Consider the following 23,612-nt stretch of genomic DNA (forward strand, 5'->3'; position numbering starts at 1 on the left):
TTGATATATTGTAAAATCGTAGTGCTTGCTGTAAATATTCAATAGAGTAAGGAGAAAGAATATGCTTGTATTACAAGATGTTCATAAAGTATATGGAAAAAGTAAAGAGAAACAAGTGGTAGCCTTACAAGGGATCAATCTCTCTGTTAATAAAGGTGAAATATTTGGGGTAGTCGGTTTTAGTGGTGCAGGGAAAAGTACATTAATTAGATGTGTTAATTTATTGGAGCGCCCAACATCCGGAAAAGTATTGATTAATGGTGTTGATTTACTAAAATTATCACCGAAGGAGTTGCGGGAGCAAAGAAAGAAAATTGGCATGATTTTTCAAAACTATAACTTATTGCATTCGAAAACAATTTTTCAAAATGTTGCAATGCCGCTTACTCTGGAAGGGAAACCAAAAGATTATATTAAGAAGAAAGTAACTGAATTATTGTCTTTTGTTGGATTAGAGGAAAGAATGAACCATTATCCTGAACAGTTATCCGGCGGTCAGAAGCAAAGGGTTGGTATTGCTAGAGCACTTGCTACAGATCCGGATATTCTTTTATGTGATGAAGCGACGTCCGCGCTTGACCCAAGCACAACAGAATCCGTCCTGGAATTATTAAGGAGAGTAAGGGAAGAATTTGGCCTTACAATTTTAATGATCACCCATGAAATGAATGTCATTCGAGATATTTGCGATAAAGTTGCCGTTATAGAAGGTGGGAAAATTGTTGAACAAGGTCCAGTTATAGATGTGTTTACGGAGCCACAAACAGAGATTGCCAGAAGTTTTGTTAGAACGGTATTAAATGATGCGACTCCTGAATCAATTAAAGAGTTGATTAGAGCAAATTCGGGGAGGACGTATCGAATTATTTTTAAAGGTCTATCCACAAGTGCACCTCTATTATCCGATACAGCCAAAAAATTCCAAGTAGATTTAAATGTGTTTCACGGAATGCTTACAGAATTACAAGGAATTCCATTTGGTAATTTATTGGTGAACATACAAGGGGATGCCGAAGAAATCGAACGTGCCATTCAATATATGCAAGAACAAGCTGCAATTGTAAGGGAGGTAACTCGTGATGCACTTTGAGCCTTGGTTTTGGCCAGAGTTTTTTAAAGCTTTATATCAAACATTTTATATGGTAGGAATTGGTCTTATTATTTCTATTATTATTGGTATTCCAATTGGAGTTACATTGGTAGTTACAAGAGAAGGTGCCATTTTAGAAAATAAAACACTCTATAACGTACTTAATGTAGTCATAAATATATTTAGATCTATTCCTTTCATAATTCTTATTGTAGCAATTATTCCATTTACCCGTTTTATTGTAGGCACATCCATTGGAACTACTGCAGCTATAGTTCCGCTTGTACTATATACTGCTTTTTATATCGGCAGACTAATTGAAAACTCTTTATTGGAAGTTGATAAAGGAACAATTGAATTAGCACAAGCAATGGGTGCAACCCCTTGGCAAACCATTTGGCGCTTTTTACTTCCAGAAGCTTTAGCTTCAATTATTCTGGCTTTAACTGTCGCAACAATTGGTTTGATTGGCGCATCCGCAATGGCAGGTGCTGTTGGAGCCGGAGGTATTGGCGATTTAGCAATTACGTATGGATATAACCAGTTTAAAACCGAAATCATGATTATCACCGTTATTACATTAATCATCATGGTGCAATTAGTTCAATCTCTAGGTAACTGGATTGCTAAAAAAATTAGAAGAAACTAATTAATTCCGGGCATTCGCTCGGGATTTTTATTTATGAAGAGAAATTTGGAAGCAAATTCTGACATATCTGCTTGGAGAAGTATTAATTTTATTCAAAAATTGCTTAAAAGGCTAGTTCTTTATAATCAGATTTAAAAATCGTTATTTATCATTATAACCATCTCCAAACCCACTCCACGTCTACATTTGTTCACTTTTTTCTTCAAATTTTTTGTTTTCTAGCACGTTTTTTTCATATATAATTGGGAATGTGATAAAGGGTGAAGTCAAATTTGGACACCAAGTCTGAACAAATGAAAGGATTGGTTTTTTATTAATACTCTAGATATTCAGTACACAAATGGTATGGAAAAAGCGATGTATGGAGCGCACGGAGTGGGGTATGAAACATATAAGCGACAACATCAAGTTAGAGTGATAATTGAGAAAAAACGTGAAAAAGAGTATGTTCTTTCTCAAAGATTAAGATCAGATTTGGAACGTAAAATTCATTCTTGATTTCTATATAATAATGAAGGAATGCGATAAATCCAAGGGCCGGCGTAATTAACGTCAGTCCTTTTTAAATGGAGATAAATCTAAGGATCGAAACGAAATTCCCTCCTAGTTGATAATAATTTTAATATGATATAAGATAAGAATTGAGAATAAATTGAGAATGAACTCATCAAAATAAGAAAATCACTTGTTTATACGGAGGTATGATCATGGCTTCAACATTAACAATTAAGGATCTTCATGTCGCAATTGAAGATAAGGAGATATTAAAAGGTGTAAACCTTGAAATAAAAGGTGGAGAAATCCACGCTATCATGGGTCCAAATGGTACAGGTAAATCAACATTATCATCTGCCATTATGGGGCATCCAAAATATGAAGTGACCAGCGGTTCTATTAATCTAGATGGAGAAGATGTCCTAGAAATGGAAGTAGATGAGCGAGCGCGTGCAGGCTTGTTCCTTGCTATGCAATACCCAAGCGAAATAAGCGGTGTGACAAATTCTGACTTCCTCCGTACATCCATCAATGCACGCCGCGGAGAAGGTCAAGAAATTTCATTAATGAAATTTATCCGTGAAATGGATAAAACGATGGATTTACTCGAAATGGATCCTAATATGGCACAACGCTATTTAAATGAAGGATTCTCTGGTGGAGAAAAGAAACGTAATGAAATTTTACAATTAATGATGCTCCAACCAAAAATTGCAATTTTGGATGAAATTGACTCAGGTCTTGATATAGATGCTTTAAAAGTTGTTTCCAAAGGTATTAATGAAATGCGTTCAAGTGACTTCGGTTGCTTAATCATTACTCACTATCAACGCCTTCTTAACTATATAACTCCTGACTATGTTCACGTGATGATGCAAGGCCGTATTGTTAAATCCGGCGGTCCAGAACTTGCTCAACGTTTGGAAGCAGAAGGTTATGACTGGATCAAAGCTGAACTTGGAATTGAAGATGAAACAGTTGGTCAGGAAGCATAAGTGTAAGGAGGATCATAATGACAATTGATACAAAAATCACAATAGATCAGGATTATATCCGTTCTTTTTCATCTGAAAAAGGCGAACCTGAATGGCTTACTGAGTTGCGACTCAAAGCTATCGCTTTAGCAGATGAAAAAGCTTTGCCGAAACCAGATAAAACAAGAATAAATAATTGGAATTTTACAGAGTTCACTAAACATCAAGCTGAAGGAAGTAAAATCCAATCACTAGATGAACTACCTGAAGCGGCAAAATCAGTTGTTCATGTAGAAAACACTAATCAAAATCTTTTTATTCAACATAACCAAACTGCTGCCTATGTTTCTCTTTCTGAAGAACTGAAGGAACAAGGTGTCATTTTTACGGATATATTTACTGCGGCAAAAGAACACCCAGAGCTCGTACAAAAGTACTTTATGAAAGATGCTGTGAAAGTAGATGAACATAAACTTACTGCTTTACATGCAGCTTTGTTAAATGGCGGTGTATTCCTTTACATTCCAAAAAACGTGGAAGTAAAAGAACCGGTTCAATCTGTTTTTATCTTTGATGACAAAGACGTTGCAATGTTTAACCACGTTCTAGTTGTGGCTGATGATAATAGTTCTGTCACATATGTTGAGAACTATATTTCGACTAATGAAGAAGTGAATGGGATTGCTAATATAGTAGCGGAAGTTATTGCTAATAATAACGCGAAAATCGTTTTCGGTGCTGTTGACACATTAGCAAAAGGATCTACAGTTTATGTGAATCGTCGTGGTATAACAGGAAGAGATGCTACGGTTGATTGGGCCCTAGGTATGATGAATGATAGCAATACTATCTTTGAAAATATTACAAACCTAATCGGTGATGGCTCCAGTAGTGACGCTAAAACAGTTGTTGTTGGTAGAGGACAACAAACACAGAACTTTACAACAAGCATTGTTCACTATGGTAAAAACACAGTAGGTCATATTTTGAAACACGGCGTTATGAAGGATTCAGCCTCTTCTATATTTAATGGAATCGGTAAAATTGAAAAAGGTGCTTCAGGAGCAAATGCTGAACAAGAATCCCGTGTATTGATGCTTAGCGAGAGAGCACGTGGAGATGCTAATCCAATTTTACTAATCGATGAAGATGATGTTGTTGCAGGGCACGCAGCTTCTGTAGGACGTGTTGATGAGATTCAGCTTTACTATTTAATGAGTCGCGGAATTACACGTTCTGAAGCAGAAGTATTAATCATTCACGGCTTCTTGGCTCCTGTTGTAGAAAATCTTCCGATTGAAGCTGTTAAACAACAGCTTACAGACATTATCGAAAGGAAATTAAGATAATGAACAATTATGAGGTTCGCAAACTTTTCCCAATTCTTGACCAGGAAGTAAACGGGCATCCACTCGTATATCTGGACAGCGCTGCGACCTCACAAAAGCCTGTACAGGTAATTGAAGTTTTAGATGAATATTATCGTGAATATAATTCTAACGTTCACCGTGGAGTTCATACACTTGGTACGAGAGCAACTGACAGGTATGAAGAAGCTCGAGAAAAGGTTAGAAAATTCATAAATGCTTTATCAACAGAAGAAATTATTTTTACTAGAGGAACGACAACTGCCTTAAATACAGTCGCAATAAGTTTCGGAATGGAAAATCTTAATGAAGATGATGAGATTGTCATTTCGTATATGGAGCACCATAGTAATATTATCCCTTGGCAGCAATTAGCTAAGCGTACTGGCGCAAAGTTAAAATATATTCCACTTCAAGAAGATGGTTCGATTAGTCTTGAAGTGGCACGTGAAACGATTACGTCAAAAACGAAAATTGTTTCGATTATGTATGTCTCTAATGTCCTTGGAGTAATAAACCCTATTAAAGAGCTTGCTGCAATCGCTCACGAAAATGGTGCGATTATGGTTGTAGATGGTGCTCAAGCTGCTCCTCATATGAAAATAGATGTACGGGATTTAAATTGTGATTTCTTTGCTTTTTCCGGTCATAAAATGTGTGGTCCAACAGGGATAGGCGTTTTATTTGGAAAAAGAGAACATCTTGAAAAGATGGAGCCAATTGAGTTTGGTGGGGAAATGATCGATTTTGTAGGCCTGCAAGAATCGACATGGAAAGAGCTTCCGTGGAAATTTGAAGCGGGAACTCCTATTATTGCAGGTGCAATCGGACTAGGTGCAGCAATCGACTTTTTGGAGGAAATTGGTCCAGACAATATTTTAGAGCATGAACATCATTTAGCAGCTTACGCACTTGAAAAAATGTCATCTATTGAAGGTCTTACGATATATGGACCGAAAGAGGCAGAAAAAAGAGCAGGAGTTATTACGTTTAACCTTGATGATGTACATCCACATGATGTAGCAACTGTTTTAGACTCTGAAGGAATTGCTATTCGAGCGGGGCATCATTGTGCCCAGCCACTGATGAAATGGTTGAATGTTTCTTCAACGGCACGAGCAAGCTTTTATTTATACAACACGGAACAAGACATTGATAGGCTTGTTGATGGGCTTGTCAAAACAAAGGAGTATTTCACGAATGTCTTTTAATAACCTAGATGCACTCTACCGTCAAGTAATTATGGATCATTATAAAAACCCGCGCAATAAAGGCTCCTTAAGTGATGGGAACCTGACTGTCGATATGAATAATCCGACATGTGGAGACCGGATCCATCTAACGATGAAGGTGGAGGACGGAAAGGTAACAGATGCGAAGTTTGAAGGCGAAGGATGTTCAATCTCTATGGCATCTGCCTCCATGATGACTCAAACAATCATTGGGCAGGACGTCGAGACAGCAACTAAACTTTCGCATATTTTCTCCGAAATGATTCAAGGAAAAGACTACGACGATGAAAACCTAGACCTAGGTGATATCGAAGCGTTGCAGGGTGTTTCTAAGTTTCCTGCACGTATCAAATGTGCAACTCTAGCATGGAAAGCAATGGAGAAAGGGTTGCATGAGTAACAATAATAGAATGGAGGAATGAAGAATGGCTAAAAAAGCACCAGAAATCGGTGATTACAAATATGGCTTCCGAGATCGTGACGTCTCCATTTTCCGTTCTGAGCGCGGATTGACGAGAGAAATCGTAGAGGAAATCTCAAAAATGAAGCAAGAACCACAATGGATGCTTGATTTCCGCTTAAAATCACTTGAGCATTTTTATAAAATGCCAATGCCTCAATGGGGTGGAGATTTAAATTCATTAAACTTTGACGAGATTACGTATTACGTTAAACCATCAGAACAAACAGAACGTACATGGGATGAAGTTCCTGAAGAAATCAAACAAACTTTTGATAAACTGGGTATTCCAGAAGCAGAACAAAAATATCTTGCAGGTGTTTCTGCTCAATACGAATCTGAAGTTGTGTACCATAACATGAAGCAAGACCTTGAAGATATGGGGATTGTTTTTAAAGATACAGATTCTGCTTTAAAGGAAAATGAAGATATTTTCCGTGAGCACTGGGCAACGGTTATCCCGCCAACTGATAATAAGTTTGCTGCCTTGAATTCAGCTGTATGGTCAGGTGGGTCATTTATCTACGTGCCTCCTGGTGTAAAGGTAGACACACCTTTGCAAGCTTATTTCCGAATCAATTCGGAAAATATGGGGCAATTTGAGCGTACGCTTATTATTGTTGATGAGGGAGCATCTGTTCACTATGTTGAAGGATGTACAGCTCCGGTATATACAACAAACTCACTTCACAGTGCAGTTGTAGAAATCATCATTAAAAAAGATGCATATTGCCGTTACACTACAATCCAAAACTGGGCGAATAACGTGTACAACCTCGTTACAAAACGTGCGGTTTGTGAAGCGAATGCAACAATGGAATGGGTTGATGGAAACATTGGTTCCAAACTAACGATGAAATACCCAGCCGTCTTGTTAAAAGGTGAAGGTGCAAGAGGAATGACATTATCCATTGCACTTGCAGGAAAAGGTCAACACCAAGATGCAGGAGCAAAAATGATGCACCTTGCACCAAATACATCTTCAAGCATAGTGTCAAAATCAATTTCACAACATGGTGGAAAAGTAACATATCGAGGAATCGTTCATTTTGGACGTAAAGCTGATGGTGCTAAATCTACAATTGAGTGCGATACAATTATCCTTGATAATAAATCTACTTCAGATACAATTCCGTACAATGAGATTATGAATGATAATATCTCATTGGAGCACGAAGCAAGAGTATCAAAAGTATCTGAAGAACAACTATTCTATTTAATGAGCCGTGGAATCGGTGAACAAGAAGCGACAGAAATGATCGTTATGGGCTTCATCGAACCATTCACTAAAGAACTTCCAATGGAATATGCGGTTGAAATGAACAGACTCATTAAGTTCGAGATGGAAGGTTCTATCGGTTAATGCATAATAAATCCCGTCACATAAACTTTTGTGACGGGTGTTTTATTTTCTGAACTCATATATTTCATAGGTCGTGCGGGTATAAAAATCACTGTGCTACAATTACAATAAATTAAGGACGCCGCGCGAGACCGTCCTCAGTACAACACTTGGTGGGAAACCTCCGAGAAAGTTACAAAAGTAACCCGCCCATCGGCGCTAACATAGGCAGGTTATTTTTTTCTCGATATATGTTAGCAACTAAAGGACAAACGTTCGTTAAGTTGTAAAAGGAATATTATACCATGATATTCTTTCTTATTGGGATGGTTCTTATTCAATTCATCAGTTTCCCGCACTTTCATATTTATGCAGCCCTCGATTGAAAATAAATGTTGCCATTCCAGCACAATAAATCGCAACGAAAGGAGTTAAATAACCGAAGTAACTCCAATCCATTTTTCCAAATAACAAGGCAGCTGGAAAAAAGCTAATGAATGCATAAGGCAGAATGACTGCAACGAGAGCTTGTACTCCTAATGAATAAATCGTAATAGGATATTTTGCAAAATCACTTACAGTGTGTACCATGTTCCCAAAGGCATTTCCTGGGCTATGAGTCCAAAAAACCGATGAACAAGCAGCCAAATAAATAGACACACGGATAATGATGGCTGAGATTAATAGAATGAATGCCATCACAACCATTCCCACAGACCAATTAATTGTGATATGTCGAAGGGCTTGCGAAATAATGACGGCACCGATAAAAATGTTGCCAATTCCATTCATTCCTACTGCAGACCCTAGAACTTGGAGGATAGGTGAAACTGGCCTTACAAGCAAGCGATCCATTTCCCCGCGATTTACAAATCTACTTATTGACCAAATCCCATCAAAAAATAAGGAAGCAAATCCTTCAGTAAAAAAGATCATCGCGTAAATAAAAGCAACCTCCCAAAAACTCCAGCCATTGATTTCGGGAATTTGTTGATACACAACCCATAGAAAAATAAATCCAAGAATTTGAGTTAGCATAGCAGCTACTAATGTGATTAAAAAGTCTGCTTGATATTCCAAAATTGCTTTTAAATGCTGATTAATTAATCGGAAATAGATAAATAGTGATTTTTTTAATCTCATGTGCACTCCTCCTTACCCGCCGTGAATCGTCACTTGACGGACTGCCCAATTCCACATGATTTTTCCAAAGATCCATAAGACAAATACCCAAAAAAGTTGTAAGCAAAGCATCTGTACAGCTTCAACACCTTGTATTTTTCCTAAATAAATCGATGCTGGAATATAGACAATTCCTTGAAATGGTAAGATACTCGCCAAAGCCTTTAACCAATCAGGAAAAAACGTTAATGGTATAAGGGCGCCAGAAAATAGATTTGTAATCGCTGCACGGGACCAAGCAATCCCAACCGCGCTTGTCGTCCAAAAACATAGTAATGAAAAAATATAAACGATGCTGAATTTTAAAACGAGAGAAACGATTAAACTAATCGCGAAAAGCACATATGTAAGAGCATTTTCCGGTACTAATACTCCTGCGAAAAGAATAACAAAAATAGTTACTAAAATGGCGCCTATAAATCCTTCTACAATACTGGAGCCCAATGTCTCCGCTAAACGTGCTTTTTGAAAGTTAAGAGGCTTTAAGAGATCCATTGCTACGCTGCCATCTAGTATTTTTCTAGAAATTCCTGTTTCTGAATACCATGAAACTAAGGAATTCGTGAGAAAAGTAATAAATAAATATGCTTTCATTTGATTCCATGTAAAACCTGCTAATTCTGTTCTACCTGCATATATTGATTTCCATAAATAAAACATAGCTAAAATAAAGATCAAGCTGGCAATTAAACTAATGAAATAATTGAAACGATAAGCCATCGTGTTCTGCATAGTAATTATAGCTATTGATCTATACTTTTTCTGGAACAAGACGAGACTCCTCCTCCTGGCCACTGTTTAAATCTAGCTTACCATCATATACTTTTCTAATGACTTGTTCGATTTTAGGCTCATCAATACGAAAGTCGATTACTTCGCCATGCTGCATAACATACGAGGCAATCTCTCCAGCGGAAATATCAAAACGATTAAACCGAACAGAAAATTGTTGTTGTGAAACATTTTCTAAGATAACTCCATGTATTCCATCTAAAAATGAAGGCAGTGATGAGATAGTATCCTTCATTTGGAAGTGGATTGTTCTTTCTTTTACAAAAGCATCTTTCACAGCTTGAAGCTCACCGTCATAAATAACGCGTCCTTGATCTATAATAACAAGTCTTTCACAAATATCTTCAATATCATCCAAATCATGGGTTGTTAAAATGATTGTCGTTCCTTTTTCTCGATTAATTTCTTTTATAAAAGAACGAATTCGTTCTTTAACAGCGATATCTAAACCTATAGTTGGCTCATCTAAGTAAACTATCTTTGGATTATGTAACAATGCAGCAGCGAGATCGGCTCTCATTCTTTGACCTAGAGATATTTTTCTAGCTGATAAATGAAGAAATTCATCCAACCCTAATAAATCTTTAAATCGATTAAGATTCTCTTGATATATTACTTCGGGAATCTCATAAATATCTTTTAATAGAGAAAAAGATTCAATGACGGGTAAGTCCCACCATAACTGAGTCCGCTGACCAAAAACAACACCAATCTTTTGAGCGTTTTCCATACGGTTTTTGTAAGGAGTAAGCCCATCTACAGTAATCGTCCCTGAAGTCGGGACAAGAATTCCTGTCAACATTTTGATTGTCGTTGATTTCCCAGCACCGTTTGGACCTACATAAGCAATGGCCTCCCCTTCCTTAACTGATAGATTAATATCATTGACCGCAAGTTTTTCAGCATATTTTTGTGTAAATAAATGCTTAATTGCTCCTTTTAGACCAGGATCTTTAATAGGGTGACGAAATTGTTTCGTTAACCCCTTTACCTCGATTAAATTCATGTTAGAAACTACCTCCTGATTACAAATTTCACCAAAATATACTATATTTAGTAATCTTCGATAAAGATAGGAAAAACCCTTTTATTTTGTGATAGTTATTAATGACTATGCTATTAGACTCATTTTCAGAAAGTTGGGAGGATTCTATCAATTTCTGCGGAATAAATGAATGAGAGATATCTACTATTTTTGTTTCAACAGAAATAAAAAGAAGGAGGAGTTAAGTCATATGTAATTTCCATGCCCATGGTTGCAATTTTACTAATTTTTAATGGGGGTAGACGAATGTCGAAAAAGTGGTGGAGTCTGACGATGGTATTTCTATTGTTTTTTTCGAATTTTTTTAGTTTTAATGTAAAGGTAAATGAAACAAATGAAGATCCTCCAAGTGAAGATTCAGATTGGACATTAGTATGGGAAGATAATTTTGATGGTGTCGAGTTAGACACTTCAAAATGGTCGATTGATACAGGTAATGGATTCGAAAATCCCGACGGTTCTTGGAATCCAGGGTGGGGAAATAACGAGCTGCAATATTACCATCAAGATAATGTAAAAGTTGAAAATGGAAAATTAATATTAGAAGGTCGTAAGGAAACTGTTTCAGATAATAGAGGAACATATCAATATACATCTGGAAAAATCCTTTCCCGGGGCAAGTTTAGTAAAAAGTACGGAAAAATTGAGGCGAAAATGAAATTGCCGAAAGGAAAAGGATTCTGGCCCGCGTTTTGGATGATGCCAGAAAAAGATGTGTATGGTGGTTGGGCTGCTTCAGGTGAGATTGACATTATGGAAGGAAAAGGGAGTAAGCCAAATCAAGTTGGCGGTGCAATTCACTATGGTGGAGGCTGGCCAAACAATACGTATACCGCAAAAGATTATTTTTTTAAAGATGGGAAGGACGTTACCGACTTTAACGTATACAGTCTAGAATGGGAGCCAGGAGAACTCCGTTGGTATGTAAATGGAGAGCTTTATCAAAAGCTTAATAATTGGAACTCAATTGGTACTGGAAATGCTGCAAAATATTCCTATCCCGCTCCATTTGATCAAGACTTTTTTATCATCCTAAATCTAGCTATTGGTGGTCATTTTGATGGAAATCCGGATGGAAGTACTGTATTTCCAGGTCAAGTCGAGGTTGATTATGTAAAGGTTTACGATTTGACAGGGAGAGATTATTTAGAGCCTGTTGAGCCGGGATTTGATGTCGAGGAATTACCTGATAATGCGAAAAAAGCTGTTGATGGGAACTATATATACGACAACGCTTATGAAAAAGGTTTTACTACCATTACAAACAGTTCTGATTTGGATAATAAATGGGACTACACGAATTGGAATTTAGTTTATATGAATGATTTTAATGGAAATGCTGCTGCTTCTGTCGAAAATATCGATGGATCTCCTTTTGCGAAAGTCGATATTAATCAGGCAGGCAACCAATCATATTCCGTACAGCTTATTCAAAATGTTACCTTAGGAAAAGGACGATGGTATAAGTTAAGCTTCGATGCTAAATCTAACGCGAATCGAAATTTGAATATAAAGTTCGGTGCTGGGCCGGAAAGAGGCTACACTGCGTATTCTCCTTCTCCAGACTTTGCATTAACGAACAGTGTTCAGTCATATGAATTAAAATTCCAAATGCAGCATGATACGGATGCAGCGGCAAGGCTTGAGTTTAATATGGGGCTCAATGCGAATCCAGTTTGGATTGGAAATGTTGTCCTTGAAGAAATTGAACCTGTAGATCCATATAACGAAGAGGCACCGAAAAAACCGTTAACGAACGGAAATCATGTATACAATGGAACATTTGATCAAGGTAGAATGGATCGAATGACGTATTGGAATCTTTATACGGATGGGGCTGTCGCAGAAGCAGCGGTTGATTCTGATAGAAGAGAATTAGAGGTTGCAATTTCTGACAGTGGCAGCAGCGTTCAAGCAATTAAAGTAGTCCAAAAAGGTCTCAATCTACTAAGCAATGATGAATATCAATTGACGTTCAAAGCTAGAGCCAACTCTGCAAGAGATATTCAAGTGGCATTCCTTAGTGAAGATGGAACCGTAAATTTTTCCGAAAATCAAAAAATATCATTAACAACTGCTATGGAAGAAAAATCAGTTCGTTTTACAATGCCGGATACAACAGATATTAAAGGGAAATTAGCCTTCTTACTCGGAGGAAATAACGGTAATATTTACTTGGATGATGTAAAACTTATTCGATTAACGAACAACAACGATCAATTAACTCTAGACGATATTTTTCCATTAAAGAATGGAGATTTTTCAAATGGCTTAGAGAATTGGACGAAGCATATTCAAGGGGTTTATGATGGACCAAGCTCAGGGACACTTCAAGTTGAAGATGGCCAAGCGAAATTCTCCATTCAAAATGTTGGATCTAATCCTTGGGATCTTATGTTAATCCAGGAAGGAATGAATCTTAAAAAAGGAAACACATATGTCGTTCAGTTTGATGCTAAATCAACCGTTGATAGAATGGTAGATGTAGTTGTTGAAAACCAAACGTATACTAGATTCCTTAATGAAAAGATTCAATTGAATAACTCGATGAAAACCTTCGAATTTGAATTTAAAATGAATACGGATGAAACAGGTGGCCTAAAATATTTACTTGGTAATGTTGCAGGAGGTACGTCCATAAACGATGCTCATGATGTATTCATTGACAATGTCCGATTTGAAATTAAAGGTGAAAGAGAAAAGCATTTCCCACTTCAAAATGGAGATTACTCAAATGGTATATCGAGTTGGAATCGGCATGTTCAAGGTGATTATGATGGAAATTCTAGGGCAACGATGGAAGCTGTAAACGGTGAAGCGAAGGTTTCGGTTCAAAACGTAGGAGTGAATCCTTGGGACGTGCAACTGAATCAGACAGGACTTGCCTTAATGGAAGGTAAGACATATGTCGTTTCCTTTGATGCAAGATCCACAATTGATAGATTATTAGAAGTAGTGATTGATAATGGAGCCCCTGCCTACCATCGTTATTTTAATGAAACCGTTCAGCTGACTGATTCGGCAAAAACATATTCCTTCGAGTTTAAAATGACGAAAGATGATACGACTACATTCCAATTTTTACTTGGTAATGTGGCTGGACAGCAATTAACGAACTCACATGATGTATTTATAGATAATGTGAAGCTGGAAGTTAAAGGAGCGAGGGAAGCACTTGGAGGCAGGGATGATGGTCCGACAGATCCGACAGACCCAAGTGAGCAAAAGAAGGATCAAGTTGAAGCGATTTTCCAAATGAACGGCAATAATGCAGTAATTTCTGATGCCGATTTCGAAAGTCTTTTAGAAGAAATGAAAAATGAAGGTACTGTTGTCATCAACTTGTCTAACAATAAGGACAATACATTCGTTCGTCTCAGTGAAAGGCAAGTAGAGCTATTAAAAGAAAAATCAGCAATAGTTAAAGTTAATATGAACGATGATGTTATTTTGTCTATTCCTTCACAAGTATATAAAAGCGGTAAAGGAAAAGTGGAAATAAGTTTAAAGGAAGAAAAGTCCGTAAATGGGTCGGTCAGCTCTGTCTATAATTTGGAAATGAAGCAAGGCGGACATACGATTTCCAAGTTTGGTGATCTAAATGTAACGTTGTCCTTGAAAGTAGACAAAGGAAATGACGACCTAAGTATTTATTATAAGGGAAAAAAGGATTGGATAAAACTTGGAGGAACATATCGCGAAGGACTAGTGACAGTCGATACGAATCATTTTAGTTCTTTTGCAGTTTTTGCTAATGATTCTTCTAATAAAGAGAAATAAGAATGTAAAGAAGGCGGCTCAATTTGTAGCAGTCTTCTTTTACTTTGGTGTGCTAGATAGCCCATATTCCTTCAAATATATTAAAAAGTTTGGTACATTTTTATATATCACTTTTTTAAAAAGATGGTGAGCGCATGATTTATATTGGCGTAACAGGGTGGGGAGATCACGATACATTGTATCGTAATGGAATTGCAGCACGTGATAAGCTGAAGGAATATGCGGCTCATTTCCCAACTGTGGAAGTAGATGCTTCCTTTTATGCGATTCAGCCGGAGAAAAATACAACGAAATGGGTACAGGATACCCCGGAAGGCTTTCGTTTTGTTGTGAAAGCTTACCAAGGGATGACTGGGCATCAAAGAGGAGAAATTCCTTTTGCTTCAAAAGAAGAAATGTTTGATGCTTTCCTATTATCAAGCCAACCATTTGTTAAGTCTGGAAAATTAGCTATGGTCTTATTCCAATTTCCACCATGGTTTGATTGTACAAAAGAAAATGTAGCTTATTTACGATATTGTCGAGAGAAAATGCATGATATTCCAGTTGCTCTAGAATTCCGAAATCAAACATGGTTTTATCCACAATATAAAGAAAGCACACTTCGTTTTATGGAAGAAGAAGGGTGGATTCATAGTATTTGTGACGAACCTCAAGCGGGTTTAGGTTCGGTCCCTACGATTTTACATTCTACAAACAAGGAAAAAACATTAATTCGCTTGCACGGTAGAAATGTTGCTGCTTGGATGAAACCTAACGGTAATAATTGGAGAGAAGTTCGTTATTTATATCGCTACAATAAAGAAGAACTGCTAGAATGGAAAAAATGGATTGTTCAATTACAAAAAGAAACGAAAGATATATACGTTCTTTTTAACAATAACTCTGGTGGGGACGCTGCAGATAATGCCAAACAATTTATTGAACTCCTTGGGATTGAGTATGCAGGTTTGGCATCAAAGCAGCTGGGTTTATTTTAGTATAAAGATACAACTAGTTTTCGTTAAGTTACCGTTTGAGAATGAAAACTAGTACATTCTTACAGACATTCGAGAACTAATTTTGTTGTAATTACAATTATACTGCGAAAGAATCTCAATCGCGGTGTGTTTATCGCAATAATGCGGCGCATTGGTCTGAATCGCGGCAAAACTCAAGTGTTTGTCGCAATAATGCGGCGCATCGGTCTGAATCGCAGCAAAACTCAAGTGTTTGTCGCAATAATGCGGCGCATCGGTCTGAATCGCGGCAAAACTCAAGTGTTTGTCGCAATAATGCGGCGCATTGGTCTGAATCATGGCATAACACAAGGATTTGTCACAATAGTGCGGTGCATCGGTCTGAATCGCTGCAAAACTCAAACGTTTGTGCCAATAGTGCAGTATATTACTCTCATCCCTAGTGAAACTTAATATTTTTTGAACAATGGAGCCCCGCGTATCTTCCTCGACGGGCATAAGAACTTATACATTTATCATTAGTTTTAAGATGAAGTGATTCAGAATCCGAGCATGTCACATAATGATACGAAAATGACGGAATTTAGTTTCGAAAAGCTTTATATTTTTATAGTATTTTTATAGGAGTTAGGAAGTGAATCCGTGAAAGAAAAAGTACATATATATCATACGAATGATCTTCATAGCCATTTTGAAAACTGGCCTAAAATTCAATCTTTCCTAGCAGAAAGGAAATCGTTCCACGAAGCGGCAGGGGAAGATGTTTTTATTTTTGATTGTGGAGATTTCATGGATCGCTGGCACCCGTTTACGGAAGGCTCCATGGGTAAAGGTAATACAAAATTATTAAATGAAAGCCAATATAATGCCGTAACAATTGGGAATAATGAGGGAATTACTTTGCCTTTTGAAGATTTAGATTCGTTGTATAAAGAAGCAAATTTTGAAGTGATTGTAGCGAATTTGTATCTTCCTGAATATAAAAGACCCGAATGGGTTCGCCCTTATATCATTTATGAAACGATACATGGTCACAAAATTGGAGTTACTGCGGTGACTACGTATTATCAAAAACTATATAAGCTACTTGGCTGGGAGCTTTCTGAGCCTTTTACAGAACTCGAAATGCAACTAAATAGGATGAAAGATGAAGTCGATATGATTATTGTTCTTTCTCATTTAGGGATTCATGATGATGAAAAAATGGTGGAATTGTTCCCACAAATAGATTTAATATTGGGTGCCCATACTCATCATTTTTTTCATGAAGGAAAAAAGATTCACAATACAATGATGGCTGCGGCAGGGAAATATGGACGTTTTGTAGGTTATGTTGAAGTAGAACTAATGAGTGAACCTACCATTATCCAACCAACTCTTTTTGAAACGGCATTTCTTCCCTCTAAAACAGATGAAGAAAGTTTTGAACGTGAACTTGAAACGATCGGAAAGAGGCAACTCGCAAAAAAAGTGGCACACTTACATAATACTTTAGAATTTTCATGGAACGGTCCTTCAACTTTAGCAAATCTCCTTTGTGAGGCTCTACACGAGTGGTGCAATCCAGATTGCACTCTTATAAACACTGGTTTAGTTCTTACATCACTTCGAAAAGGAAATGTGACGAAATACGATATTCACCAAATGCTTCCACATCCAATTAACCCTTGTACAGTTGAACTTACAGGTGCTGAGCTAAAAGAAGTTCTTTTACATGCGGAAGATGGAGATTGGGTTGATCTTGAAGTAATTGGTTTAGGTTTTAGGGGATCTGTAATGGGTGCTTTTATTCATTATGGAGTTGAAGTAGAGAAGAATAATCGGCAGGTTTTGATAAAGGGAACTCCAATAGAGCCGGAAAAGACGTATACGCTTGCGACTACCGATATGTTTACGTTTGGGAGGTTTTTTCCAGAAATAAGACGGTCAGAGGTAAAGAACTATTTTATGCCTGAATTTCTTCGCGATATCATGGAGTGGAAATTAAAACGATTGAATGATTGACCTACTTCCTCAGTAAACTATTTTCCACTCCATTCATACATATGAGTATTGGGAGGAGTGGATGAAATGGTTTCGATGGAACCTTTGACAATAGAAGGACATACGTTTATTGCTACATCAGTTCTACTGCCGAAGACAACGTTACTAACGATATCAAATGATAAAGGCTATATAATGTGTGGAGCGCTTGATGTGGCTTTGCTAAATGACCGATTAGTAGACCGTGAGATTATTGCTGGTAGGGCTGTTGGAGTTAAGACAATTGAGCAATTAATGAATGCACCATTAGAATCAGTAACAGTGGCTGCGGAAAAAATGGGAATCCATGTTGGAATGATTGGTACAGATGCATTATTGAAAATGGTCTAGAAAAATGTATGGTTATAGTTATTTTGATGACGGGGATATCGTGGGACGATCACCTCGTCTTTTCCATTTATTTGGCTAAAGCTTTTCAAAAAAACTTGCCCTAACTTGGCCCTCTTAAGCATACATTTGCATTAAGGGGGGATTTTTTTGGCTGTATTTCGTGTTCGGAAGGTACGGCGTGGCCCTTTGCCGTTTCGTTACGTAATGCTTTTATCTTTTGTTTTTTTTATCTTTTCTACTGCGTTAGGACTTTGGATTGTTAATACTGGAATAAAACCTACATTAATAAGCTATGCGGAATCGCAAACAAATAAAATTGCTCCAGCGGTTATCAGTAAAGCAGTTCAAGATGTTTTACCAAATGTTAAAGATCTTAATGATGTTGCAGAAATATTACCGAATGGAGCGGTTAAGTATAAAACAGATATAATCAACAAAACACAAGCAGATTTATCAAGGGCAATCCAATTAAATTTAAAACAAGCAGAAAAAGGAAATCTTGAGACACTACAAGAGGAAACAGGTATTCAAATTGATTACCATAAATCAAGTGAAGGAGAAGGAATTGTATATTCTTTTCCAATTGGGCAGGCGACAAAGAACGCACTACTTGGAAACTTAGGACCTAGAATTCCAATTAGGTTTACCCCGATAGGTAGTGTGCGTTCTAGTGTGGAATCAAAGGTAGAACAATATCCAATTAATAATTTATTTGTAACTATCATTATTCCAATAGAAGTTAGCGTTCAAATTATCATTCCATTTGGATCTGAAAAAACAGTTGTGAAACAAGAGGTTCCACTAGCTATTGGAATATTTCCTCAGGCTGTACCTGATTTTTATAATGGAAATGGAACTACTAATCCATCTATCCAATTTCCGGCAAATCCTGATTAGCATTGTCAATAGAATAGTAAAATGTTATAGTAGAAAAGGTGTTTATAACTAAATAACCTTATCAAAATCGGATGAGGTAGAGGCGCAATAGAAATGAATAGACTGTGTAAGGATGACAACGATGATCACAGTTCGAAAGGTTCTTTTGCCGAAGCGATGATTTTCGTCAGAGGATTTTCGTTGGTGTTGCTTTGAAGAAGGGTAACACTCTCATACTTTATGAATAAATCAAAGTATGGGGAGCTACAGATCACGGTGGAGGAACTGTACATTACATGAGTAATGATAGGTCTCTATCATTGCTCTTTTTATTTGTCTTCTTCTCCTTTTCGTTAGTTACCCAGCATAGATTTGTCGTTCACGATTCTTCTGTTATCTTACAACTGTTAAGCCAAAAGAATAATGGGGGATAAAATCACAATGTGTCTTCGTTGAATGTCCACAACATGTGGAAATATACGAGTAAGGACTTAAACTTTTTAATCTAGGGAGGAACATATGGAGAATTCAATTTTATCTTTACTGCCGCCAATATTGGCGATAGTGATGGTGATTATTACTAAAAGGGTGTTGCTTTCTTTAGGAACGGGAATAATCGTTTCGGCCTTTCTATTGTCTAAAGGCAATATTTCTGAAGGTGTTACTATATTATGGGAAGCAGTTAAAGGGATTTTTATTGATGAGGGAGCTATGAATACTTGGAATATTTATATTCTATTATTCTTATTTTTACTAGGAATCATTACAGCTCTGATCAATATTTGCGGAGGAAGCAGAGCGTTTGGAGAATGGGCAATGACAAAAGTTAAAAATCGTGCGGGTGCTCAAATCCTTGCGGCAGTTTTTGGAATCATCATTTTTATTGATGATTATTTTAATGCACTTGCAGTAGGGCAGGTTGCTCGCCCCATTACAGACCGTCATCGTGTTTCAAGAGCAAAACTTGCGTATATTATTGACTCTACTTCAGCTCCAGTATGTGTAGTTTCCCCTATATCCAGTTGGGGAGCATTTATTATTGGAATCATCGGTACGGTTTTAGTAAGTCATCAAGTGACCAATATTTCAGCATTTACCGCCTTTATTAAAATGATCCCGATGAACTTATATGTATGGACTACTCTGGCAATGGTTTTTATTATAGCGTGGAAAAATGTAGACTTTGGAAGTATGAAAAAACATGAAGAGCGAGCAATCTCGACGGGAATGCCATACGATCCTAATAAAACGATACAAGGTGAGGTAAAGGACGAGTTGCCGATTAGCGATAAAGGTAAAGTCGGGGACTTGTTATGGCCAATCATTGCACTTTTTGTTGGAACATTAGGTGCAATTTTTTGGAGTGGAATAGGAGCTACAGAAGGAAAAATAACGATTATGGAAATATTCGGAAACGCCGATGTGTCAGAAGCGCTTGTTATTGGTGGTTTGGTAGGACTAGTTGTAACGATCTCTCTTTTCTTCCGTCAATATATAAAGTATCGTTCAGTTAAACGCGGACTTTTATTTACAGGAATTAGAGTTGGAATAAAGTCTATGATGCCTGCCGTATTAATATTATTATTTGCCTGGGCTATCATTACGTTAATTGATGAGCTAGGTACAGGTTTATATCTTGGAAGTTTAGTTGAAAAATCACAAATGAATCCTGCCTTTTTGCCAGTTATTTTATTTCTCGGAGCTGCTGGTATGGCTTTTGCAACAGGTACATCTTGGGGATCTTTCGGAATTTTGCTTCCAATCGCTGGTCAAATTGTTTCTGTAACAGATATGTCTTTGCTGTTACCTGCATTAGCAGCTGTGTTAGCTGGTGCTGTTATGGGTGACCATTGTTCTCCAATTTCCGATACGACGATCCTTTCTTCAACTGGTGCAGCATGCAATCATATAGACCATGTCATGACTCAATTGCCATATGCGTTGGTATCTGCAGCAATTAGTGCAATTGGGTATTTAGTGATAGGTTTGACAGACAGTACGATTTTAGGTTTGATTACGATTATGATTTTGTTGATTGTATTATTTACTGCATTAAGCAAGAGGAAAAATATGAACATAGAATAGTAGATGCAGGATGGGCTAGGAAAGGTGCTCATCCTGTTTTTTTATTATATTAATATAACTTTTTTCATAGGTAAATGTTGGAAGCGAAAAATGTCGAAAGCTGATAAGGCTTGAATAAATTTTGTTTTGACAAGATAGGCTTATCTAGCTATAATATTTTTAGATTAATTAATAATCTGAAAAGAAAAAATCTTCCAAATGGAAAGAGAAAGGGGAAATTAAATGGAAAACCGCGCGCAGTTTGGATCAAGGGCCGGGTTTATTTTTGCGGCTGTCGGCTCTGCGATCGGACTCGGAAATATTTGGCGTTTCCCAGCGGTTGCATATGATAATGGAGGAGGAGCATTCTTTCTTCCGTATTTATTTGCATTGCTTACTGCTGGTATCCCGCTATTAATTCTTGAGTTCACAATTGGACATAAGTATAGGGGATCTGCGCCTTTGTCTTTAGGTAGGGTTAAGAAAAGTGGAGAATGGATTGGTTGGTGGCAAATCTGTATTTCCTTCGTCATTGCTACCTATTATGCCGTCATCATCGCTTGGGCATTGGCATATACCGTCTTTTCGTTTAAATTGGATTGGGGAAATAGTACACAAGACTTTTTACTCGTTGATTATTTAAAAGTGGGCGGAACTGAAACAATGGGTAGTTTTGTACCTGGTGTACTTATCCCATTGATAATTGTTTGGGTTATTGTTCTTGGTATATTATTTGCAGGTGTAAAAAAGGGGATAGAGGCTGCTACAAAGATCATGATTCCTCTACTTGTAATTCTGTTTTTGATTATCGTTGTTCGAGCGGTTACATTAGACGGTGCAATTGAAGGATTAAATCAGTTTTTCAAACCAAATTGGTCAACGATTATGAATGGTAAGGTCTGGGTAGCTGCATATGGACAAATCTTCTTCAGTTTATCAATCGGTTTTGCAATTATGATTACTTATTCAAGTTACTTACCGAAGAAGTCCGATATTACAAACAGTGCCTTTATTACAGGATTTGCTAATTCAGGGTTTGAGTTGCTTGCCGGCTTTGGTGTTTTCGCTGCGTTAGGGTTTATGGCAGCCCAACAAGGAGTTCCCGTTAATGAAGTTGTAAAAAGTGGAGTATTGTTAGCATTTGCCGTATTCCCAACAATCATTAACGAACTTCCTAGATTTCAAGAAGTATTTGGAATATTATTTTTCGTTTCCCTTACTCTTGCGGGTCTAACATCTTTAATTTCAATCGTAGAAACATATATTGCAGGAATTCAGGAGAAATTTAATATTAGTCGGACAAAAGCCGTTCTATTTGGCGGTGGAGTAACTGCAATTGTTTCTCTAGCATTTTCTACACAAAATGGTCTGAATCTTCTGGATGTCGCGGATTACTTTATTAACCAATTCGGAGTAGCAATGGCAGGACTCTTTGAAGTTATCTTTATTGCCTGGTTTGCAAAGCAACTTAAACCGCTTCAAGCACATGCCGATTCAGTCTCCGATATTAGGCTTGGAGCATGGTGGAGAATTAGTCTTTCAATCATCACGCCGGTTGTTTTAGGATATATGATGTTTGATAATCTACGTCAAAACTTGACTGGTGAATACGGTGGCGGCGGTTATCCACGTGAGTTCCTATTTAAATATGGTTGGACAGTTGCTATTGGTGCGATGCTAGTTGGGGTATTGATTACATTAAAGCCATGGAAAGGGCAAGCCCTTGAACAACCTGCTTTTGAAAAAGAGAAGGAGGTTTCATAATGACAGGTAGTGCAATTACCATGATGATTATTGGTGTGGTCATTATTTGGGGAGGATTAGGTGCAAGTATAGCACTTGCAATATCTAAAGCAAGAGAAGCAAAAAGAAAAGCATAAATCGTAAAGCTTCGGGTGATGATAACCCGAAGCTTTACTTTTTATTCCGTCTGATTCGTTCCTGTTGTTCCCATAATCTTAAATGTGGATATGGATCAAAGGACCATTCATTTTTTCCATTGTCTTTATACATACCGAAATGCAAATGTGGAGGAAATTTACCAGATGTTCCCGGAGGCCCATATCCTGAACTGCCGACACTCCCAATTATCTGGCCAGGAGCTACAATATCCCCTATTTTTAATTCTTTTGAGAACCCATTTAAATGTGCATAGTAATGATACGTATTATTTAGGTCTCGAATTCCAACTCTCCATCCTCCATATTTATTCCACCCTTTTAGCTCTACTACACCGTAAGCTACTGCTCTAACAGGAGCCCCATAACCCGCAAAAATATCTGTTCCTTCATGAATTCGTCTCCCGCCCCAACCTCTTCGGTCTCCCCAAGTATTTTTGTAAGTATAATTATATCCTTTAGGGATTGGGAAGGCTTTTTCATCCAAGTCTATTCGTTTAAACTTGCGATAGACTTGTGCATTCGTCATGATCGATCTTACGGTTTGGTCGCGTTTATAATAATCCCATATAGCAATACGAAATGCTTGATCGTTTACACCATACTGGGATAAATAGGTCGCCATTGTATAGAGAAGGTCTTTTCCATTCGAACGGTCTGCTCTCCCATCGCCATTACCATCAATTCCAATTCCGTTGAAAAAAGTGATAGTTAATGGATTAGAATCATCTTCAAAAGGATTTAACGGACCTGCCCAATGCTTAGGTGGTACATAATATCCAGTTATATCGTCAGGCTTGGGTAAATCTTTTCTTACATATCTAATACTTCTTTCAAATTGATCAACTGCTGCGATATAATACCATGGGACCCCGGTAGTAGCTTCTGTACTTTTGTATAAATGCATTCTTTTATCGAAAATTTCTTTTTGTGATAATTCTTTTGCATCTACAGCATGTAAAGGTAGGAAAAAAAACAGAAATATGACCGGAAAGAGTTTTTTCATCAAATTTACCTCTTTTCAACACAATTAA

General features: G+C 37.3%; 20 protein-coding genes and 1 riboswitch. Of the genes, 16 read left to right on the forward strand and 4 right to left on the reverse strand.

The annotated features are described in order from the left end of the window. Positions 1-61 precede the first annotated feature (61 nt). The 8 genes from MT489_RS18315 (at position 62) to sufB (ending at position 7,630) form a co-directional block, all read left to right on the forward strand. Complete coding sequence (locus MT489_RS18315; RefSeq protein WP_244683015.1) at positions 62-1,090, forward strand: methionine ABC transporter ATP-binding protein; 1,029 nt, start codon at positions 62-64, stop codon at positions 1,088-1,090. Further along, positions 1,080-1,739, forward strand: a complete 660-nt coding sequence (locus tag MT489_RS18320) for a methionine ABC transporter permease (protein WP_244683016.1) — start codon at positions 1,080-1,082, stop codon at positions 1,737-1,739. The genes MT489_RS18315 and MT489_RS18320 overlap by 11 nt, the downstream gene beginning before the upstream one ends. 357 nt (positions 1,740-2,096) lie before the next feature. Further along, the gene (locus MT489_RS22530) at positions 2,097-2,237 is read left to right on the forward strand and encodes a YuzK family famiily protein (RefSeq protein WP_483308112.1); all 141 of its coding nucleotides are present in this window, start codon (positions 2,097-2,099) and stop codon (positions 2,235-2,237) included. 206 nt (positions 2,238-2,443) lie between these two features. Then, on the forward strand, positions 2,444-3,229 hold the full coding sequence (gene sufC, locus MT489_RS18325) for a Fe-S cluster assembly ATPase SufC (RefSeq protein ID WP_244683091.1): 786 nt from the start codon (positions 2,444-2,446) through the stop codon (positions 3,227-3,229). Between the two features lie 17 nt (positions 3,230-3,246). Next, entirely contained in the window at positions 3,247-4,557 is a 1,311-nt protein-coding gene (gene sufD / locus MT489_RS18330; RefSeq protein WP_244683017.1) for a Fe-S cluster assembly protein SufD, read from the forward strand. Beyond that, the gene (locus MT489_RS18335; protein WP_244683018.1) at positions 4,557-5,786 is read left to right on the forward strand and encodes a cysteine desulfurase; all 1,230 of its coding nucleotides are present in this window, start codon (positions 4,557-4,559) and stop codon (positions 5,784-5,786) included. Before sufD ends, MT489_RS18335 begins: the two co-directional genes overlap by 1 nt. After that, the gene (gene sufU, locus MT489_RS18340; RefSeq protein WP_244683019.1) at positions 5,776-6,207 is read left to right on the forward strand and encodes a Fe-S cluster assembly sulfur transfer protein SufU; all 432 of its coding nucleotides are present in this window, start codon (positions 5,776-5,778) and stop codon (positions 6,205-6,207) included. The genes MT489_RS18335 and sufU overlap by 11 nt, the downstream gene beginning before the upstream one ends. Positions 6,208-6,232: 25 nt before the next feature. Next, a complete protein-coding gene (gene sufB / locus MT489_RS18345) occupies positions 6,233-7,630 on the forward strand; it encodes a Fe-S cluster assembly protein SufB (RefSeq protein ID WP_244683020.1) in 1,398 nt (465 codons plus the stop codon). A 324-nt stretch (positions 7,631-7,954) separates the two neighbouring features. On the opposite strand, the gene MT489_RS18350 is transcribed toward sufB, so the two are convergent. Genes MT489_RS18350 through MT489_RS18360 form a run of 3 tightly spaced genes read right to left on the reverse strand, consistent with a single transcriptional unit; the run spans position 7,955 to position 10,589 of the window. After that, the gene (locus MT489_RS18350; RefSeq protein WP_244683021.1) at positions 7,955-8,752 is read right to left on the reverse strand and encodes an ABC transporter permease; all 798 of its coding nucleotides are present in this window, start codon (positions 8,750-8,752) and stop codon (positions 7,955-7,957) included. A 12-nt stretch (positions 8,753-8,764) separates the two neighbouring features. Then, positions 8,765-9,562, reverse strand: coding sequence for an ABC transporter permease (locus MT489_RS18355; RefSeq protein ID WP_244683022.1), 798 nt, complete (start codon positions 9,560-9,562; stop codon positions 8,765-8,767). Continuing rightward, complete coding sequence (locus MT489_RS18360) at positions 9,543-10,589, reverse strand: ABC transporter ATP-binding protein (RefSeq protein WP_244683023.1); 1,047 nt, start codon at positions 10,587-10,589, stop codon at positions 9,543-9,545. Before MT489_RS18360 ends, MT489_RS18355 begins: the two co-directional genes overlap by 20 nt. A 285-nt stretch (positions 10,590-10,874) precedes the next feature. Between MT489_RS18360 and MT489_RS18365 the strand changes: the two genes are divergently transcribed. From MT489_RS18365 to MT489_RS18400, 8 genes are all read left to right on the forward strand, one after another. Further along, on the forward strand, positions 10,875-14,408 hold the full coding sequence (locus tag MT489_RS18365) for a carbohydrate binding domain-containing protein (protein WP_244683024.1): 3,534 nt from the start codon (positions 10,875-10,877) through the stop codon (positions 14,406-14,408). Positions 14,409-14,542: 134 nt separating this feature from the next. Then, the gene (locus MT489_RS18370; protein ID WP_244683025.1) at positions 14,543-15,388 is read left to right on the forward strand and encodes a DUF72 domain-containing protein; all 846 of its coding nucleotides are present in this window, start codon (positions 14,543-14,545) and stop codon (positions 15,386-15,388) included. Between the two features lie 621 nt (positions 15,389-16,009). Beyond that, the gene (locus MT489_RS18375) at positions 16,010-17,371 is read left to right on the forward strand and encodes a bifunctional metallophosphatase/5'-nucleotidase (protein ID WP_244683026.1); all 1,362 of its coding nucleotides are present in this window, start codon (positions 16,010-16,012) and stop codon (positions 17,369-17,371) included. A 66-nt stretch (positions 17,372-17,437) separates the two neighbouring features. Further along, positions 17,438-17,740, forward strand: coding sequence for a YunC family protein (locus tag MT489_RS18380; protein ID WP_244683027.1), 303 nt, complete (start codon positions 17,438-17,440; stop codon positions 17,738-17,740). 147 nt (positions 17,741-17,887) lie between these two features. After that, positions 17,888-18,637: a sporulation protein YunB gene (gene yunB, locus MT489_RS18385; RefSeq protein WP_244683028.1), complete on the forward strand. Its 750-nt coding sequence runs from the start codon at positions 17,888-17,890 to the stop codon at positions 18,635-18,637. A gap of 69 nt (positions 18,638-18,706) precedes the next feature. Next, a riboswitch (Lysine riboswitch) is annotated at positions 18,707-18,891 on the forward strand. Positions 18,892-19,135: 244 nt separating this feature from the next. Then, positions 19,136-20,701, forward strand: a complete 1,566-nt coding sequence (locus MT489_RS18390) for a Na+/H+ antiporter NhaC family protein (protein WP_244683029.1) — start codon at positions 19,136-19,138, stop codon at positions 20,699-20,701. A 222-nt stretch (positions 20,702-20,923) separates the two neighbouring features. Next, positions 20,924-22,444, forward strand: coding sequence for a sodium-dependent transporter (locus tag MT489_RS18395; protein WP_244683030.1), 1,521 nt, complete (start codon positions 20,924-20,926; stop codon positions 22,442-22,444). Continuing rightward, positions 22,444-22,560 carry a methionine/alanine import family NSS transporter small subunit gene (locus MT489_RS18400; protein WP_244683031.1) on the forward strand — a complete coding sequence of 39 codons (117 nt, stop codon included), beginning with the start codon at positions 22,444-22,446 and terminating at the stop codon, positions 22,558-22,560. Before MT489_RS18395 ends, MT489_RS18400 begins: the two co-directional genes overlap by 1 nt. Positions 22,561-22,594: 34 nt before the next feature. Here the strand turns inward: MT489_RS18400 and MT489_RS18405 are convergent, their stop codons facing one another. Beyond that, complete coding sequence (locus MT489_RS18405; RefSeq protein WP_244683032.1) at positions 22,595-23,584, reverse strand: M23 family metallopeptidase; 990 nt, start codon at positions 23,582-23,584, stop codon at positions 22,595-22,597. Between the last annotated feature and the right edge of the window lie 28 nt (positions 23,585-23,612).

Source organism: Lederbergia wuyishanensis, from assembly GCF_022900255.1.
Taxonomy (GTDB): Bacteria; Bacillota; Bacilli; order Bacillales; family Bacillaceae_C; genus Lederbergia; species Lederbergia wuyishanensis.

Excerpts from the sequence above, each read along its gene's own strand:
- MT489_RS18315 (WP_244683015.1), top strand. The coding sequence starts at position 62 with ATGCTTGTATTACAAGATGTTCATAAAGTATATGGAAAAAGTAAAGAG.
- MT489_RS18320 (WP_244683016.1), top strand. The coding sequence starts at position 1,080 with ATGCACTTTGAGCCTTGGTTTTGGCCAGAGTTTTTTAAAGCTTTATAT.
- MT489_RS22530 (WP_483308112.1), top strand. The coding sequence starts at position 2,097 with ATGTATGGAGCGCACGGAGTGGGGTATGAAACATATAAGCGACAACAT.
- sufD (WP_244683017.1), top strand. The coding sequence starts at position 3,247 with ATGACAATTGATACAAAAATCACAATAGATCAGGATTATATCCGTTCT.
- MT489_RS18335 (WP_244683018.1), top strand. The coding sequence starts at position 4,557 with ATGAACAATTATGAGGTTCGCAAACTTTTCCCAATTCTTGACCAGGAA.
- sufU (WP_244683019.1), top strand. The coding sequence starts at position 5,776 with ATGTCTTTTAATAACCTAGATGCACTCTACCGTCAAGTAATTATGGAT.
- sufB (WP_244683020.1), top strand. The coding sequence starts at position 6,233 with ATGGCTAAAAAAGCACCAGAAATCGGTGATTACAAATATGGCTTCCGA.
- MT489_RS18350 (WP_244683021.1), bottom strand. The coding sequence starts at position 8,752 with ATGAGATTAAAAAAATCACTATTTATCTATTTCCGATTAATTAATCAG.
- MT489_RS18360 (WP_244683023.1), bottom strand. The coding sequence starts at position 10,589 with ATGAATTTAATCGAGGTAAAGGGGTTAACGAAACAATTTCGTCACCCT.
- MT489_RS18365 (WP_244683024.1), top strand. The coding sequence starts at position 10,875 with ATGTCGAAAAAGTGGTGGAGTCTGACGATGGTATTTCTATTGTTTTTT.
- MT489_RS18370 (WP_244683025.1), top strand. The coding sequence starts at position 14,543 with ATGATTTATATTGGCGTAACAGGGTGGGGAGATCACGATACATTGTAT.
- MT489_RS18380 (WP_244683027.1), top strand. The coding sequence starts at position 17,438 with ATGGTTTCGATGGAACCTTTGACAATAGAAGGACATACGTTTATTGCT.
- MT489_RS18390 (WP_244683029.1), top strand. The coding sequence starts at position 19,136 with ATGGAGAATTCAATTTTATCTTTACTGCCGCCAATATTGGCGATAGTG.
- MT489_RS18395 (WP_244683030.1), top strand. The coding sequence starts at position 20,924 with ATGGAAAACCGCGCGCAGTTTGGATCAAGGGCCGGGTTTATTTTTGCG.
- MT489_RS18400 (WP_244683031.1), top strand. The coding sequence starts at position 22,444 with ATGACAGGTAGTGCAATTACCATGATGATTATTGGTGTGGTCATTATT.
- MT489_RS18405 (WP_244683032.1), bottom strand. The coding sequence starts at position 23,584 with ATGAAAAAACTCTTTCCGGTCATATTTCTGTTTTTTTTCCTACCTTTA.